We start from the raw sequence: 16,707 nt of genomic DNA, 5'->3' as shown, positions 1-16,707 counted from the left end.
TATATATTTCATTAAAAGCTCTTAAAAACCTTTAAGAATAGAAGTTTAGTCTAGATTTAGCTAGAGTTATTATACCCTATAGCTTAGATTGTATAATTTAAAATTAAATATAAGAGTTATATTGTCATCAATACTCAAAAGATTTAAAACCGGAAAAAATTATTGTTTGAACGAAGCAAGTATTTTCAAAGAATAACAAGCTAAATTTATTCTTTGAATTAAAAGTACTTATATTGCTAAAACTCACTTACTATTGATTGCGTAGTGAGTTTTAATTTTTTTCTAGACCTTTTGGTTACTTTTAGGGCAATGCTAAAAGTCACTCGTCCATTTAGGACGAAAACTATTAACTTTACTTACTTTTAAAAAGTAAATGTATCTCAACTTTATCTAAACTCAAGTTATTAAAACATCTATTATTTTTAATAACCATATTAAGTTTTCCATAAATTACAAAGAGGATTCTATGGATATTTTCGTAAATATATGTTAATATTTTGATATACAATCAAACAAACTAGAAAGGAGTGCTTACGATGAATAAAAGAATCGTAACAAGTATTTTAGTTTTAACTGTATTAATGACATTAGCAGTCCCAGCTATGGCTTATCGACCACAAGACGTTTCGCAAAATCACTGGGCCTTAGAATATATCAGTCCTCTATTAGATAGAGGTGTTATGTATGTCTACAATGATGGAAACTTCAAACCTAATCAAGCTATTACTAGAGGTGAATTTGCTTACTCTCTAGCTAAGGCTCTAAATTTAAACACAGCTATGAATACAGAGCTGACTGATATTAGCAATCACTCTGCACGAGGTTATATCTCAGCATTGGTTCAAAAAGGAATTATTACAGGATATCCTGACAAGACCTTTAGACCATATAATCCAATTACTAGAGCAGAGATTATTACTATGTTAGCTCGTAGCTTAGAATTAAATGATGAGCAAAATGCTATTGAATTAGATAGCAACTTCTATTTTGATGTGAATAATAGCCACTGGGCAAGTAACTTCATTGCACTTGCTACTAGATTAAACATTATTAACGGTTACCCAGATGGTAACTTCAAACCAAATAATAATGTTACTAGAGCAGAAAGTGCCAAGTTAATTGCTAATTTAGGTAACTTAGAGGTAGTTAAAGGACAGATTATTGAAACTTATCCTATCTCTAGACAAGTTAAGATCAAGGCTGGTAATCAAATTAGAAACTTAACTTTAGGATCAACTCCTTTAATCGGTAGAAACAATCAGATAGTTAACTTAGATAAGATGCTTATCTCTGATGAAGCCTTTGTTATCTTAGATAAGTATAAGAATGTAAACTATCTAAAGGCTTATGGATTAATTACTAAAGATGATGTAGCTACTAAAGTAAGTAGCTTAACAGGTAATATCCTAAGTGGTGAAGAGTTAGTTTCAATTGCTGAAGGTGATTGGGCGGCTGTAACTCCTAGATTAAAGCAAGAGGTTACTATGACCTTATTAGAGCAAGGATTGACTATTGGAGAGGTACAAGCTATCTTTACTCAAGATTGGGACAACTTAGAAGTAGCAGCTCAAGCTAGGTTAATGGAAGCTATCTCTATTAACACTAACCTTCCAATCGAATTAATCGAAGCAGCTTATAATAAAAATTGGGAGAAAGCAAAAGAGATAGGTAAAAACACTGCACTTACAGCTGGGTTAAAAGCAATTATGAGTAATAGTTCTTTACTATCTTAATAAGTAACTAGTAATGAGTATTGTTGGTATAAATTATTTTAAAAGATTAATAAAAATTTTTGCCACGGATAAACACTGATTTTCACGGATTAAAGACAGATAATAACTAATCTTGAATAATTCTTGTATCCGTGTTTCATCTGTGTTAATCTGTGGCCAATTTTATATTATATAATCACTTAAACCCCAAAATATTGGTAGATTTTATTTTTAAATAACTCTTGCATTAAATTAATTAATATGTTATTATATTAATTGTCGTTAAGGAAATTAACAATTTAATTTGTGCCGAAGTGGCGGAATTGGCAGACGCGTTGGATTCAAAATCCAATGGTCCTAGTGGCCTTGTGGGTTCGAGTCCCACCTTCGGTACCACTTAATTTAATAACATGAACATAAGAACTCTGAATCCCTTGTAATTACTAGGATTTCAGAGGTTTTTTATTTTTACATAGTTTAAGGGCGACATATATATGTCGCTCTTTCACCGTCCAATGACAAAAATCTATTGAAAAGACCTTCTGCTATCCATTGTTACTAATTAAGCTATCTAATTTCTCTGCTGCTTCTGTCTGCAAATCAGAGATCAATGGAACTAACTTAACAAGGTTCTTCTCTGGCAATTCTAATCCCTATCCATATCCCATTATCTGTGATAAAAGATTATATCGAGGATAAAATATATTCTAATAATAATAAATCATATGGGAATAATAAAAATAATTAAAATTGTTATCCATTACTTACAACTCTGGCAGCTAATTTTATTAAATTTAAAGCGAGGGATCTAATTTGAAGAAAAAATTATTAACATTTATTCTAACTCTGGCATTATGGCTTGTTTTTGCAGGTCACATTAATTTCTCAGTATTTTTGCTGGGTACTCTGGTTACTATTATTTGTTCTATTATATCGCGTATGTTTGCAGCTGAAGTGTTTAGATTATTACTAATGAATTATGAGGTGAAAGTATCATTTGTAAAAATATATTACATATTTCTGGTGGTTGGTGCTTTTATTTATGATGCATTTTTATCTGCAGTTAGAGTTTCTAAACATGTCTTTGAAATTAACCCCTCATTTTCTCCAAAAACAGTTCAAATAAAAACATCTCTTCAAAATCTACCAAGTATTATGATTTTATCCAATTTAATTGCATTAACTCCAGGGACCCTGATTATGGATTTCAATATTTTAAATAAAAACTATTTTATTCACTGGATAGATGTTCGCAGTGAAGATGAAGCAGCACTAAAGAAAGCACTTATCGGTAAACATGAGAAATGGATAGCTAAAATTTTTGAATAATTTATTTTAAATTTTTCATTATTTCAATCTGGAGTGTGATTTTAAATGCTTTATTTAATACTGGCAATTATTCTATCCATTATTATAACTTTTTATAGATTAATTAAAGGTCCCAGTGTACCTGATAGACTAGCTGCTATGAATTCTATAGGTGTAATGTTTTTAATGATTTTAGTTTTATTAAGTTATTATTTTGAAAGAAAAATTTATATTAATGTGGCTTTAGTTTATGGAGTTTCAATATTTATGAATGTTTTAATTATGGTTAAATATCTTCAAAAGCCAGAAAAAGGAGGGAGTAGTGATTAATTCAATTAGTATTTTAAGAGAAATAATTGCCTATGTATTTTTAATAACAGGTACCTATTTTTTGATAAGTAATGCCATTGGAATGATTCGCTTTCCTGATTTTTATCTCCGCTTACACGCTAGCTCTAAATGCCTTATAGCAGGAAGTATTTCGGTTTTAATGGGATGTATAGTTTTGGAGGGAATTAGTTATATTTCTTTAAAACTTATTATCATAATTATTTTTTTATTAATCACCAACCCGGTAGCAATTCATGCCATAGCCCATTTTGCTTATAATTATAGTATAAAACCTCAAAAAATTGTTAAAAATGATATCAAACAATGACTGGAGGTAAAGTTGTGATTTATGTAATATTAAATATGTTAATGATATTTTTATTATTTACTGCATTTTTTGCGGTATTTACTAAAAATCTGTTAAACTCAATTATTACTCTAGCTATTTTCAGTGCTATTTTGATAGTTATTTTCGTTATTCTCCAGGCTCCAGATGCTGCTCTGGCTGAAGCCGTAATTGGCGCTGGCTTAACTCTCACCTTTTTTGTAATTACTATAAATAAAACAAAGGATTGGCAAAATGAGTAGAGTACATAAAATATTTAGAAAGTTCTACAAGATAGGTCTTGTTCTATTTTTGGCTATTTTCTTATTATTTATATTTGATGAAATTCAGAATCTTGATATAAAAAGGTATTTATCGGAACATTATATCTCTGAAGGGGTTCAGGAAACTGGGGCAATAAATTTAGTTACTTCAGTCCTATATGATTATCGGGGTTTTGATACTTTAGGTGAAGCAACTGTAATTTTAACGGCTGCAGCTACTTTATCTTTTATGACTCCCATTAAAAAAGTAAAAATGCTGGGTACTGAGTTTACAATTATTATTTATCAAACTATAATAATTATCATTCCGTTTTTGGTGGTTTTAGGAATGAATTTAATATTTTTTGGCCATATTAGTCCTGGTGGAGGTTTTGTTGGAGGAGTTATTCTGGCTATGATTCCCATTCTAGTGACCATAAACTATGGTATTACTTTTTCTGAAAATAAACTTAAACCAAACCATAAATCCTTATTGGAAGGTATAGGGGCTATAGGTTTTATTCTACTGGGATTGCTTGGCATATTTGCTGGAAGCAATTTTCTAGCCAGCGGACAGGCTAATTTTGGTCTGGGAAATCCCGGTGAATTAATTAGCGCAGGCTTGATACCTTACTTAAATTTAATGATTGGTATAAAAGTAGGAGCCGGCCTGGCTGCAATTTTTAATAGTCTAATTAAGGAGGGCTAATAGTGGAACTACCCTATGTTGTGGTTATAATTCTATTCTATCTGGGAATTTATACTATAATTATGAACAAAAATTTGATAAAAATTGTTGTTGGAGTTAATATTGTGGAATCTTCTTTAATTTTATTATTAATACTGATAAGTTTCAAACTAGGTGGAACTGCACCTATTTTAGATAGAAAATATGAGCTAGTAGTTGATCCCATACCTCAGGCACTGGCCTTAACAGCGATTGTTATTGGGGGAAGTCTTATAGCGGTAATGCTAGCTTTAGTGATTAAAATATATAAAAGATATGGGACTTTAAATGTTGATGAGATTAGAAAATTGAGAGGATAAAGTGAGTTCTTAGTTTCAGGGGAGTTTTAGAGACACTAGGATATCGGATAAATTTTGTTTTGGGAGGATAAAAAAATGGAGTCAGCTGTCTGGATAATCCTTTTACCTCTACTAACCGCATTTTTTCTGGGAATTTTTAAGTTATATTCTGATAAACTTTTTTATTCTCTGGTAATCGTTAGTATGGTAATTTATCTGTATTTATTAATTTTAGTTATAAATGATAGTTATCCTCCCAAAGTTTACAGTATTGGTAATTGGGGGCTTTTGGGTATAAATTTAATGGTGGATTCTTTTTCCGCCATGTTCTTGTTAATTATAGCTATATTATTTATAACCGTTATTATTTTTTCCCTAAACTATATTAAAGTTAATAAGCACAAATTTATTATTCTTACATATGTGATGATAGCTGGTATTGCAGGAATGGTTCTTACTGCTGATTTATTTAATCTTTATGTATTTCTGGAAGTAAGTTCCATGAGTTCTTACGCCCTAACGGCGATAAAAAAGACTGATAAATCGATAGAAAGTTCTTTTAAATATTTGATAATGTCTACATTCGGGAGCTTTTTTATTTTACTGGCTACAATCTTAACTTATTATTTAACTGGAACTTTAAATATGGCAGAAATTTCTCTGGAATTTAAAAGTGTTCCCTTTATGATAAAAAGTACAATTATGTTCTTTTTTATATTTGGCTATGGAATAAAGATAGGGTTAGTTCCCCTGCATGCCTGGATGCCAGATTCTTATGAAGCTTCACCTATTCCTTATAATGTTTTATCTTCGGGATTGGTGATGAAATCTGCTATATATGCATTAATCAGATTATTATATGTTATCTTTGGAGTTGAATTTCTGACTGAAAGCGGAATTTTAAATATTGGTGTTTTCTGGGGAGTACTTACTTTTATTATTGCTCATACTTTAGCCTATCAGCAATCAAATTTAAACCGACTTCTTGGTTATTCTAGTATTGCCCAAATAGGATATATAACTATTGGTTTATTTTTAGGCAATGAAAAAGGATTAATTGGTGGAAGTTTTCATATTTTAAATCATGGGATAATGAAAGGAACTTTATTTTTAGTTTTAGGGATTTTTTATTATAGTTTAAAAGCCGATGAAATAGAAGATATTCAAGGGCTGGGTTATAAATTTCCCGTACTTTCATTTACTTTTGTGGTTGCTGCGCTTGCAATAGTGGGTCTGCCCCCCTTCAATGGATTTATTAGTAAATGGCTTATTATTGAAGCAGCTATAGAAGCAGGTTTTTTTTATGCTGCCTTTTTTATTCTGGTAGGAACTTTTTTATCTTTAACTTATTACTTAAAAGTAATTATTAAATTATATACAAAAACGGAAAAGAAAACATTAATAGAAAAGCCTGATTTATCTTTAAAATTGCCGACTTTTTTTCTGGGCAGTTTGTGTATTCTATTTGGTATAGTACCATCATTACCTTTAAGTTTAATAAATAATATTCCGAAGTTTTTGCTGAATAATAGTGAATATATAAGAATATTATTGGGAGGTTGAAGATGATTACACCAGGGTTTTTATATTTAGCAGGTGCTTTATTTTTATTTTTGGCCATTAATAATAAAATAAAATACATAATATCTTTTCTTATTACTACAGGTGCCCTTATTATTACTTTTTATTTAACACCTGGTTATAGCTTAGAAATTAATTTTCTTAATTATACTTTAATTCCTTTCAGGGTAGATGATATCAGTAAATTGACGGGATTAATTTTTACTCTCAGTGGTCTAGCTGCTGTTTTTTATTCAATTAATATAAGTTCCCGAAGTAATTTACAGTTAATATTTTTGTTTATTGGTAGCTCTTTGACTGTGGTTTTTACCGGTGATTTGTTTATTCTCTATATTTTCTGGGAATTGATGGAGATTAGTTCATCTTTTCTTATTATAACAGTAAGTGATTTAACAAAAAAAACAGGGTATTATTTTTTTCTTATGCAGGCGGTAGGAGGTTTAAGTTTATTATGGGGGGTATTTCTAAATCATTCGGCTACAGGTAGTCTATCTTTGAATGCTATAGAGGCCGGAATCCCTTTTTTTATGATTGCGGTTGGAATCAAGCTGGCTTTTATAGGTTTACATACCTGGATGCCACAGACTTACAGCAAAGTTCCCTTTTATGTTACAGTAGTTTTGTCAATATATACGACAAAAGTAGGCGTATATGTAATGTACCGCCTGCTATCTGGGATAAATATTCTGGCTTATGCCGGTCTTATTTCGGCTTTATTTGGAATTGTAATGGCTTTAAGGCAAAATCAGGTTCGTAAATTATTGAGCTATTCCATAATAACCCAAGTTGGCTATATGATTATTGGTATTAGTATTGGTTCCGCAGCGGGAATAACAGGAGCTTTTTTTCACCTGATTAATCACATATTATATAAAACTGTATTATTCATGGTAGCGGGAGTTGTAATTTATACTACAGGAAAGGAAAATCTTGAAGATTTAGGGATCTTGGGGAGTAAACTTCCCATAACTTCGTTAGCAACTCTGGTAGCTTTTATGGCTATATCTGGAGTCCCTTTTTTTAATGGATATATGAGTAAAACCATTATTAAAGAAGCTTTACAAGAACCGGTATTAATCTGGGGTCTGAACCTGATGAGTTTTGGAACCTCTCTAATGTTTTTAAAATTCATATATTATGCATTCTTCCAAAATAGTAATATTAACTTAAATAGAAAACCGACCATCAGCATGCAGTTAGGCTTGGGATTTTTAACTATTATTATGTTATTGATTGGTATTAATCCTTTTTTATTAGAAAATCTAACTAATATAGATGTAGATATTAATTATTTCGATATAAAACTTATGTTAAGTGGAATTCAACCCTTTCTCTGGTCAGTTATTGTATTTATTTTATTAAAGAAATATTTAGTGAAGGAATATAGGAGATTTATATATTATGACATTTATCGTGAAATGGCTAAAATATTTGTAAAGATAGGCTATAAGTTAAGTATTTATCATAACGGAAAGTTAAGTAAATATCTGTTATGGGCAACTACCACTTTAATAATCCTCTTGTCATTATTGATCTGATCTTTTAACATCCAGGATTTTTTAATTTGGAGGATTCAAAATCTAATGGTCCTAGTATCTTGTAGGTTCGAGTCCCACCTTTGGTACCACTTAATTTAATAACTCAAACATAAGAACTCTGAATCGATTTAATATGATTTCAGAGATTTTTTATTTTTTGGTGTTTTAATTAAAAAAGAAGTGCACCGATATTTTGCTGAGGAACTAATCGATACATATGAACATAGCAAAAGCTAAAATCCCCCTAGTGTGATTATTTGACCTCTAGTCTATTCTTAAATCCCCAAACTATAAGATGATTTATTAGATTATTTGTATCTATTCTACTTCATTTGCTAAGCTATCTCAAAATCTATGTAACGCTTTCTCAAATTATTCATATAATGATAGTAAAATGTACCATATATTAAAACATGTTCCATTGAGGAGGTGAGTACTTTGTTTGCTAATCGTGACCTATCATTATTCCGTTTGGCCCTTATTGTTTTAGGATTTATACTTTTAGGCTTTGGTGTCTTTCTAGCAACACAACTATCTCCAAATGCACCAGTTATAGCTATTGGAACCATCTTATCAGGTGTATTTTTATTAGTTGATTGCTGCTTTAGAAGATGTCATAGCATACTCTTATGTCTGCTTCTTGTGGTAATTACCCTATTTTTAATCATTTCAGGAATTTTGTCCCTTATAGGAGCAACCATTATAGGAATTATCTTTATCTCACTTGGTATCATAAGTCTTTTGCTTAGTGTGATTTGTTTTGTTACTTCATGTCATTGTAGATCACATCAAGAATAGAAAGGGCTGTAAGATATATTGGATATTTTAAGCAAAAATAAAAATGCAAAAGTTGCTTACTACCATGTGGTAGTAAGCAACTTTTTATATACTAGAATATTTTATTCATTTCTGATCAAGTAGTCAAAGGCACCTAAGGCTGCAGTAGCACCTGTCCCCATAGAGATAATGATTTGTTTATATGGACTATGGGTACAATCCCCTGCGGCAAATACACCAGCTAAACTGGTAGCTCCATGTCTATCAACAACAATCTCACCAAAAGAGTTACGTTCCACTGTATCTGCTAACCAATCGGTATTAGGGATAAGACCAATCTGAACAAATACACCCGCTAACTCAAGATGATGGGTTTCTTTTCTCTCACGATCAGTATATGTAATACCCTCTACCTTATCAGCACCTGTAATCTCTTTGCTTTCCACATTTTTGAGGACAGTAACATTGGGAAGACTATAAAGACGCTTTTGGAGCACTTCATCAGCTTTTAGTTCTGGCATAAACTCAAGGACTGTTACATGCTTGACAATACCTGCTAAGTCGATTGCTGCCTCAACACCAGAATTACCTCCACCAATGACAGCTACATCCTTTCCTTGGAACATAGGTCCATCACAATGGGGGCAGTAAGCCACACCTTTGTTCTTAAACTTATCCTCCCCAGGTATACCTAGCTTACGCCACCGAGCTCCAGTTGAAATGATTGCAGCTTTACTCTTTAAAATAGCACCATTTTCAAGTTCAACCTCGATGAACTGATTCTTCTGTAGCCCCTTGGCATTTTGTGACTTCATTACATCAATATCATAATCTCTTACATGCTCTTCAAGACTTGCTACCAGTTTAGGACCTTCGGTATGCTTTACACTAATAAAATTCTCAATACCCAAGGTATCCATGACCTGACCACCAAAACGCTCAGCAACAATACCTGTGCGAATACCTTTACGAGCTGCATAAATGGCTGCACTTACACCTGCTGGACCACCACCAATAATCAATACATCATAAGGGTCTTTATCACTAAACTCTGATTCATCCATGCCACTACCCAGCTTGTTTAGAATCTCTTCAAGAGACATACGACCACTTTCAAAGAATTCTCCATTCAAGTAGACAGCAGGTACAGCTAAGATATCTTTAGCTTCTACCTCATCTTTGAAAGCTCCTCCATCAATCATAGTATGGGTGATCCCAGGATTAAGGATACTCATCAAGTTTAATGCCTGCACCACGTCAGGACAGTTGTGACAACTTAAGCTAATATATGTTTCAAAGTGATATTCACCTTTAATATTCTTAATCTGGTCAATAACCCTCTGTGCAACCTTTGGTGCTCTACCACTTACCTGTAGTAAAGCTAATACCAATGAAGTAAATTCATGACCTAGAGGAATGCCAGCGAAGGTGACTCCGGTATCTTCCCCAACACGATTTACACTAAAACTAGGAGTTCTTGGTAAAGGACTCTTCTCTACCTTGATCTTTGAAGAAAGGTCGGATAACTCCTCCACCAAAGCGAGCATATCCTTGGATACCTGATCAGCTCCAACACTCACTTTAAGTAGCACATCACCTTCCATCAGTCGAAGGTATTCATTTAATTGTGCTTTTATCTCTGCATCTAACACCATTTAACCAGCTCCTTAAATTTTTCCTACAAGATCAAGGCTTGGTTTAAGAGTTTTACTACCTTCTTTCCATTTAGCAGGGCAAACCTCTCCTGGATTATTTCTTACATATTGAGCTGCTTTGATTTTGCTTACAAGGGCACTTGCATCGCGTCCCATATTACCTGCATTAATTTCTACTCCTTGAACCACGCCATCTGGATCAATAATAAAAGTACCACGATCAGCAAGACCATCTTCTTCAATAAGAACGTCAAAGTTTCGAGAAAGAGTATGGGATGGATCCCCAATCATTATGTACTCAATCTTTCCGATAGTTTCTGAATTATCATGCCATGCTTTATGTGTAAAGTGAGTATCTGTTGAAACAGAATATACTTCAACTCCAAGATCTTTTAAATTTTGATATTCATTTTGCAAATCTTCTAATTCTGTAGGGCATACAAAGGTAAAGTCAGCTGGATAGAATACAACTACACTCCAATTTCCTTTAAAGTTTTCTTCTGTAACCTCTAAAAATTCACCCTTTTGATAAGCTTGTGCTTTAAATGGTAATACTTCTTTTCCTACTAATGACATATAAATCCCTCCTAATTTTATTTAAGATGTTCAAAAGATAGCAACATCTTTGTTGATAATAGTTATCGTTACTGATAATTATGTCATATAAATAATTGTTTGTCAAGAAGATTGTGGGTATTTTTTTAGTTTTTTTCTAGATGACCAGTTAAAATCTAAACTCTAACATAATTATATGGAACTTACAGACTATACATGTCGAATTAATAATTTTCATATCAAAGATAAAAATCAAAACTTTTCTTGACACTGATTCTCACTGATAAAAATCTGATTTAAATTCTTAATAATCTTTATCTTTTAATCTGCTTTTATCTGCGTAAATCTGTGTCCAAATATTCTTTTGATATTGATTTTAATATGAAGAAATTTAATTAAATATATATAATGTTTTATTCTATAAAAAGGCAGGAAATTAATCCCACCCTAGAGCAACTATATTATATTTAATATTATTGTTGTTTATATTGAGGCTCTTGACCTTCTATATACTCTTGTCTGTTCTGTATTTTTTGAAGAGCATCATCAAGAGTCTGAGCTAATTGCTGAAATTCTTGTTTTGCATTTTGGTCTTCAGTTTCAAGGGCAAATGTCTTCATAGTAGCTGCTGCACTTTGAAGACCTGCAACTGCTTGCTGCATTTGAGTACCTACTGTCATTTATTTCACCTCCCTTCAAATCACATCTGTATCACCCTTTAGGCTTAAATATTAAAGCACTCATAAATCCAAATATAATTGCTGCTGAAATACCTGCACTGGTAACCTCAAATATTCCTGCAAGAACACCAATAATTCCACTTCTCTTAGCCTCTTCCAATGCACCCTTTACTAGAGAGTTACCAAAACTACTTATTGGAACCGAAGCCCCTGCACCTGCAAACTTTATAATCGGTTCATACCAACCAAGACCCCCTAGAATAGCTCCCACTACAACAAGGGTGCTTGTAGTGTGGGCGGGAGTGAGCTTAAATACATCCATCATAATTTGAGCCACAACACATATGCTGCCACCAACAACAAAAGCCCATAAGAACTTCTCCATATACTTTTAACACCTCACTTTTTGAATATAACAGATCATTTATGACATCTCTATTGACACTGCATGAGCTATACAGGGAATACTCTCTTTTTGCTGATATGAGAGAGGTGATAGCAATGCACCAGTAGCCACTACTAATATTCTTTTTAGTTCTCCCTTTTTCATACGATTAAGTAGATGGCCATAAGTTACTGTTGCAGAACAACCACATCCACTTCCTCCAGCTATTACAGGCTGCTCCTCTTTATAGATTAAAAGTCCACAATCGGTAAGTATATCCTTAGGAATCTCAATCCCATGTTCAGTTAATAAATCTCCTGCAATTTGATGACCAATCTTTCCAAGGTCTCCTGTTGCTATTAAATCATAATAGGAAGGTTCAATATTTAGATCTCTAAAGTGAGCTTCTATAGTATCCACCGCCGCCGGAGCCATAGCACCACCCATATTAAAAGGGTCTGATAATCCCATATCAATAACTCTTCCAATCGTAGCTGAAGTAACCCTTGGACCATTACCTTGTTGAGAGAGTAATGCTGTGCCTGCCCCTGTTACAGTCCATTGAGCTGTAGGAGGTTTTTGAGAGCCATATTCTGTGGGATATCTAAACTGTTTCTCTACAGCAGCATTATGACTAGAAGCACCAGCTAGAACATAGTTAGCTGACTTACTATCAATAAGCAAACTACCTATTGCTAAACCTTCCATAGAGCTTGAACAAGCACCAAAGATACCCAGGTAGGGAGCTCCAAGAGTTCTAGCAGCAAAACTACTAGATATGATTTGGTTCATTAAATCACCACTTATAAAGAACTGAATATCTTCTTTTTTCATATCTGCCTTTTGTATAGCGATTTCACATGCCTGTTCTAATAGTTTCTTCTCAGCTTTTTCATAGCTATCTTGACCCAACCATAAATCCTGATGTAGCATATCAAAATCATCTGCTACAGCCCCCTCAGCTTCAAAGGGACCTCCAACGGCTGCGGAAGATATGATGACAGGTTTAGAATTAAAAGTCCATGATTGATGCCCTTTTTGCATTTACATCCCACCTAACGCCTGGATAGTGATCTTTATAATTGCAACAACAAAAGCAGAAAAAACTCCATAGGCGATGACTGAACCTGCCAGTTTGAACATATTGCCACCAACACCTAGAACAAAACCTTCACTTCTATGTTCTATGGAAGCAGAAGCAACGGTATTGGCAAAACCAGTAACAGGTATGATTGTACCAGCTCCAGCCCATTGAGCGATGTGATCATACATACCAAAGCCAGTTAATAAAGTACTTATAATAATTAATACTGCCACAGTTGGATCACCTGCAGTCTCCTCAGTGAAATTAAAATAATTGATGAACATCATTTGTAGAGCTTGTCCAAATGTACAGATAAGTCCTCCAACTAAGAAGGCTCTTAAACAATTTCTCACTACGGAGGGTTCTGGCTCCCTTGCTTTGGCAAAGGCTTGATATTGTTGTTGTGTAGGAGTGAGTTTTTTATTCTTTTTATTAGACATTTTTTCATCCCTTTCTAACGTAATAAATAGGGTTTAAGTATTTCCATTAAATCCTTTAGTTTATTTGCATTTGATTGATACATATCTTTTGCACTACTATCTTGGGTTTCTAGACCATATTTGACTAGATCTGATTGACATTTTTGTAGACTTGCATAAAGAGCTTCCTTGACCTTTGGCTGAGGTATTTGTATGGCATCATCAAAAAGATCTACATATAAATCTCCAGAAGAATCGACTTGACCAATAAAGATATTATCTAAGGAGAGACCAAGCTTCTTTATTTCAACATCTAGCCACCCTCTGTTCAATCCTATGTTACTTAATGGTTCATCTAAAATATTTCCATCTAAAATAACCGTTTGGGGTGCACTTTTTGGGGCTACCCTTTTTCCTAAATCAGAAGGGGTGACTGGTTTTTTGTCAGATTTGAGTAGAACATTGAGTTCCCCAGTGGTTTCCATTACTGCAAATTCAACATCAGCTAAATTGAATGCATTTTTAGTACGAAGATCCCTTAACAGCTCTTCACCTGTCAATCTTAATTGCTTAAGGCTATCTTCCATCACTTTACCATCTTTTATTAAAACAGTTTCCCTTCCATTAATCCAATCATGTATCATCTTACTCTTTAAGGCTAAATAATCTAAAACAAGATAAAAGGTAACCCAGGTTGCTAAAGCTAAGAAGCCTAAGATTAAGTTGTCTATTAAATTAACTGCGATTAAAACTGCTAATATTCCAACAACAAAATAACTAACAAAATGAAAGGGGGTTAATCTAGTCAACTGCCTTTTTCCCATTATTCTAGTTACTGCTAATACTATAAAGAATAGACTTATGGTTCTAATCAAAACTTCAATCCAATCTGCCATATCTATTACCTCACTTAAAATCCTTTATATTGTGGTTCTTCGTATTCAAGATCTTTTAATCTTTTCTCCAAGTCGTCTATTATGTCATTTGTTCTTTCTAAAGAGTTTCTATAAGTAGATTTTTCATCTTCATTATGAGATTTTATTGAGTAAAGTTCCAAAGTACTTTCAATTCCCTTAAGAGTTGCAATCGTTTGCTTTACCTGTGATGCCACAGTCATTCTTTTGACCTCCTTTTATCTAATTTTGATTCAACTTTATTTTCACCTAATTCTCTAAAATAATTCATTTATTTTAAGCAATATAGCTATCAATATATCACTTCAAACAAATTCTAACAAGTTATTTTTATCGTTTTAAAACCTTTATAATATTTATAAGAACCTTGGATTGACCTCAGCTTTAATATTAGAAGAGCTCTTAGGTATGAGCATACATAATTAAGGTCTTAATTTATTAGATAGCTTAGAATATAAAGATAAAACAGAAACAATTTTTTACCATGGATACTCACGAGTCCTGAGGGTGATTTTTCTCGTGGAAGTACTCAAAGCTCTAAATCTTAAAATCAAGCTTAGGCTTATGTTAAAGATAAAAAAACACCTCCTACTTGGGAGGTGTGAGAATTTCAATATATTTTTTAATCACCATCATTTCTTATCTGTTTTCTAAATTATTTTAACTACTATCCCTTTATAGCTGAAATAAATAATTTATCTAACTCTCCCTTTAACTCCACACCTAAACTACGCAAAGTCAGATCAAGGGCTTTTAAGGTTAGATAAAGCTTCTCTTCATGGCAGTTTTCACCCATATGCCCGATTCTAATTACCTTATCCTTTAAGAAACCAAAAGCTCCAGTTATCATAATATTATGGTCCTTTAACATCTGATCATAAATATCCTGATAGCTAACTCCTTTAGGTATATTAATAGTTGTAACGGTATTTGAGAAACCATCTAGAGGATATAACTCCAACCCTCCACTGACTAAGCTCTCTCTGACAGCATTGGCTAGTTTAGCATGCCTATCAATTGGATTATTCTCCTCTAGCCACCTCTCTACTGCTACCCTTAAGCCATAGATATCACTGATCGGTTGGGTATAGGGAAACCACTGTTTCTCATACCAATCCTTCCAGTTTGCTAAGTTACAATAGAAGCTAGCAATTGGTGCTTTTCTATTTAAGATTACTTCCCAAGCAGCTTGGCTTATACTTAAAAAAGTTAATCCTGGAGGAGCTGATAAGCATTTCTGAGAGCCACCCAAAACAATATCCATTCCCCATTTATCTGTCTCTAATCTCTCACCACCAATAGCTGAAACAGAATCAACTACTGTAATAATCCTATGTTTTTTCAATAAAAGACAGAGTTTATCCACTGGATTTGTTATTCCTGAAGGAGTCTCACAATGGACTAAAGTAGCCACTTTGAAGTCATGATTATTTTCTAAAAACTCTTCTAATTCCTGAAGGTTGATAGCCTTACGATAGTCGGCTTTAAAATAGCTTACTTCAGCACCATATATCTTAGCAAAGTCCCCAAATCCATTTCCAAAGATTCCATTATCAATGCACAATACCTTATCTCCAGGCTCAATTAAAGAAGCACAGGCAGCTTCAAGACCTAATATCCCCTCTCCACTCAAGATAAGTACTTGATTTTCAGTATTCATCAGCTTCTGTAGCTTTGAACAGGTATTCTGATAATACTCATAAAAATCTGAATCTATATCTGGATTGGTTATCGGTTTAGCCAAAGCAGCCCTTACCTCTTCATCGACATAGGTTGGTCCAGGTGTCATAATTAATGGTCCTTTCACTGTTATCATCCTTTCTAAATATAAATTAATTTAACCTTTAACTATAAGATAATATTTAATATTAGAGAAGATCTCTCTAATTTCTATCACCATAATTATAACCATTATATCAAAAATAAACCAGACCATCTATTTTATTTATAAGAAATTAAAATATTAATTCTTTTTAAACATAATAGTAACTCTTAATGGGGATATTGCGACAGTTTTTCAAATGAATAACGAAGAATTAAAAGGTTTTAAAGTAGGGTCTGGTCGCGACCATACCTTACAAAAAGATTAATATTTCTCTATCTCCTCTTGCCTAAATAGAGGATAAACTATACAATTAAAAGTAGCTACTAATAT

General features: G+C 33.0%; 19 protein-coding genes and 1 tRNA gene. 11 read left to right on the top strand and 9 right to left on the bottom strand.

Going from position 1 to position 16,707, the window contains the following annotated elements; translation table 11 throughout:
• Positions 1-536: 536 nt before the first annotated feature.
• The 11 genes from BX659_RS04570 to BX659_RS04520 all read left to right on the top strand — a co-directional run bounded on the left by BX659_RS04570 (position 537) and on the right by BX659_RS04520 (position 8,881).
• The gene (locus BX659_RS04570; RefSeq protein ID WP_097017606.1) at positions 537-1,733 is read left to right on the top strand and encodes an S-layer homology domain-containing protein; all 1,197 of its coding nucleotides are present in this window, start codon (positions 537-539) and stop codon (positions 1,731-1,733) included.
• Positions 1,734-2,020: 287 nt separating this feature from the next.
• Positions 2,021-2,108, top strand: a tRNA-Leu gene (locus BX659_RS04565).
• A 417-nt stretch (positions 2,109-2,525) separates the two neighbouring features.
• A complete protein-coding gene (locus tag BX659_RS04560; RefSeq protein WP_097017605.1) occupies positions 2,526-3,041 on the top strand; it encodes a Na+/H+ antiporter subunit E in 516 nt (171 codons plus the stop codon).
• Between the two features lie 45 nt (positions 3,042-3,086).
• The gene (locus BX659_RS04555; protein ID WP_097017604.1) at positions 3,087-3,350 is read left to right on the top strand and encodes a monovalent cation/H+ antiporter complex subunit F; all 264 of its coding nucleotides are present in this window, start codon (positions 3,087-3,089) and stop codon (positions 3,348-3,350) included.
• The gene (mnhG, locus tag BX659_RS04550) at positions 3,343-3,678 is read left to right on the top strand and encodes a monovalent cation/H(+) antiporter subunit G (protein WP_253250712.1); all 336 of its coding nucleotides are present in this window, start codon (positions 3,343-3,345) and stop codon (positions 3,676-3,678) included. The genes BX659_RS04555 and mnhG overlap by 8 nt, the downstream gene beginning before the upstream one ends.
• Before the next feature lie 14 nt (positions 3,679-3,692).
• Complete coding sequence (locus BX659_RS04545; protein ID WP_097017603.1) at positions 3,693-3,938, top strand: Na(+)/H(+) antiporter subunit B; 246 nt, start codon at positions 3,693-3,695, stop codon at positions 3,936-3,938.
• Positions 3,931-4,647 carry a hydrogen gas-evolving membrane-bound hydrogenase subunit E gene (gene mbhE / locus BX659_RS04540; RefSeq protein WP_097017602.1) on the top strand — a complete coding sequence of 239 codons (717 nt, stop codon included), beginning with the start codon at positions 3,931-3,933 and terminating at the stop codon, positions 4,645-4,647. Before BX659_RS04545 ends, mbhE begins: the two co-directional genes overlap by 8 nt.
• 2 nt (positions 4,648-4,649) lie before the next feature.
• On the top strand, positions 4,650-4,985 hold the full coding sequence (locus BX659_RS04535; RefSeq protein ID WP_097017601.1) for a sodium:proton antiporter: 336 nt from the start codon (positions 4,650-4,652) through the stop codon (positions 4,983-4,985).
• A gap of 75 nt (positions 4,986-5,060) precedes the next feature.
• Positions 5,061-6,527 carry a complex I subunit 5 family protein gene (locus tag BX659_RS04530; protein ID WP_097017600.1) on the top strand — a complete coding sequence of 489 codons (1,467 nt, stop codon included), beginning with the start codon at positions 5,061-5,063 and terminating at the stop codon, positions 6,525-6,527.
• 2 nt (positions 6,528-6,529) lie between these two features.
• Complete coding sequence (locus BX659_RS04525) at positions 6,530-8,083, top strand: proton-conducting transporter transmembrane domain-containing protein (RefSeq protein ID WP_097017599.1); 1,554 nt, start codon at positions 6,530-6,532, stop codon at positions 8,081-8,083.
• 438 nt (positions 8,084-8,521) lie between these two features.
• Positions 8,522-8,881 carry a hypothetical protein gene (locus BX659_RS04520; protein WP_097017598.1) on the top strand — a complete coding sequence of 120 codons (360 nt, stop codon included), beginning with the start codon at positions 8,522-8,524 and terminating at the stop codon, positions 8,879-8,881.
• A gap of 101 nt (positions 8,882-8,982) precedes the next feature.
• On the opposite strand, the gene ahpF is transcribed toward BX659_RS04520, so the two are convergent.
• The 9 genes from ahpF to BX659_RS04475 all read right to left on the bottom strand — a co-directional run bounded on the left by ahpF (position 8,983) and on the right by BX659_RS04475 (position 16,359).
• The gene (ahpF, locus tag BX659_RS04515; protein WP_097017597.1) at positions 8,983-10,515 is read right to left on the bottom strand and encodes an alkyl hydroperoxide reductase subunit F; all 1,533 of its coding nucleotides are present in this window, start codon (positions 10,513-10,515) and stop codon (positions 8,983-8,985) included.
• 12 nt (positions 10,516-10,527) lie between these two features.
• Positions 10,528-11,091, bottom strand: a complete 564-nt coding sequence (gene ahpC, locus BX659_RS04510; RefSeq protein ID WP_097017596.1) for an alkyl hydroperoxide reductase subunit C — start codon at positions 11,089-11,091, stop codon at positions 10,528-10,530.
• A gap of 452 nt (positions 11,092-11,543) precedes the next feature.
• Positions 11,544-11,750, bottom strand: a complete 207-nt coding sequence (locus BX659_RS04505; protein ID WP_097017595.1) for a DUF1657 domain-containing protein — start codon at positions 11,748-11,750, stop codon at positions 11,544-11,546.
• 31 nt (positions 11,751-11,781) lie between these two features.
• A complete protein-coding gene (gene spoVAE / locus BX659_RS04500; protein ID WP_097017594.1) occupies positions 11,782-12,135 on the bottom strand; it encodes a stage V sporulation protein AE in 354 nt (117 codons plus the stop codon).
• 39 nt (positions 12,136-12,174) lie between these two features.
• Positions 12,175-13,179, bottom strand: coding sequence for a stage V sporulation protein AD (gene spoVAD, locus BX659_RS04495; RefSeq protein WP_097017593.1), 1,005 nt, complete (start codon positions 13,177-13,179; stop codon positions 12,175-12,177).
• Positions 13,180-13,659: a stage V sporulation protein AC gene (gene spoVAC, locus BX659_RS04490; RefSeq protein WP_097017592.1), complete on the bottom strand. Its 480-nt coding sequence runs from the start codon at positions 13,657-13,659 to the stop codon at positions 13,180-13,182.
• Between the two features lie 14 nt (positions 13,660-13,673).
• Positions 13,674-14,534 carry a DUF421 domain-containing protein gene (locus BX659_RS04485; RefSeq protein WP_097017591.1) on the bottom strand — a complete coding sequence of 287 codons (861 nt, stop codon included), beginning with the start codon at positions 14,532-14,534 and terminating at the stop codon, positions 13,674-13,676.
• 14 nt (positions 14,535-14,548) lie between these two features.
• Positions 14,549-14,755, bottom strand: a complete 207-nt coding sequence (locus BX659_RS04480) for a DUF1657 domain-containing protein (RefSeq protein ID WP_097017590.1) — start codon at positions 14,753-14,755, stop codon at positions 14,549-14,551.
• Positions 14,756-15,219: 464 nt separating this feature from the next.
• The gene (locus BX659_RS04475) at positions 15,220-16,359 is read right to left on the bottom strand and encodes a pyridoxal-phosphate-dependent aminotransferase family protein (protein WP_097017589.1); all 1,140 of its coding nucleotides are present in this window, start codon (positions 16,357-16,359) and stop codon (positions 15,220-15,222) included.
• Positions 16,360-16,707: the final 348 nt, after the last annotated feature.

Source organism: Orenia metallireducens (assembly GCF_003001995.1).
Lineage (GTDB): Bacteria > Bacillota > Halanaerobiia > Halobacteroidales > Halobacteroidaceae > Orenia > Orenia metallireducens_B.
The sequence above is the reverse complement of the archived record's forward strand: the minus strand, read 5'-3'. Positions and strand labels throughout refer to the sequence as shown.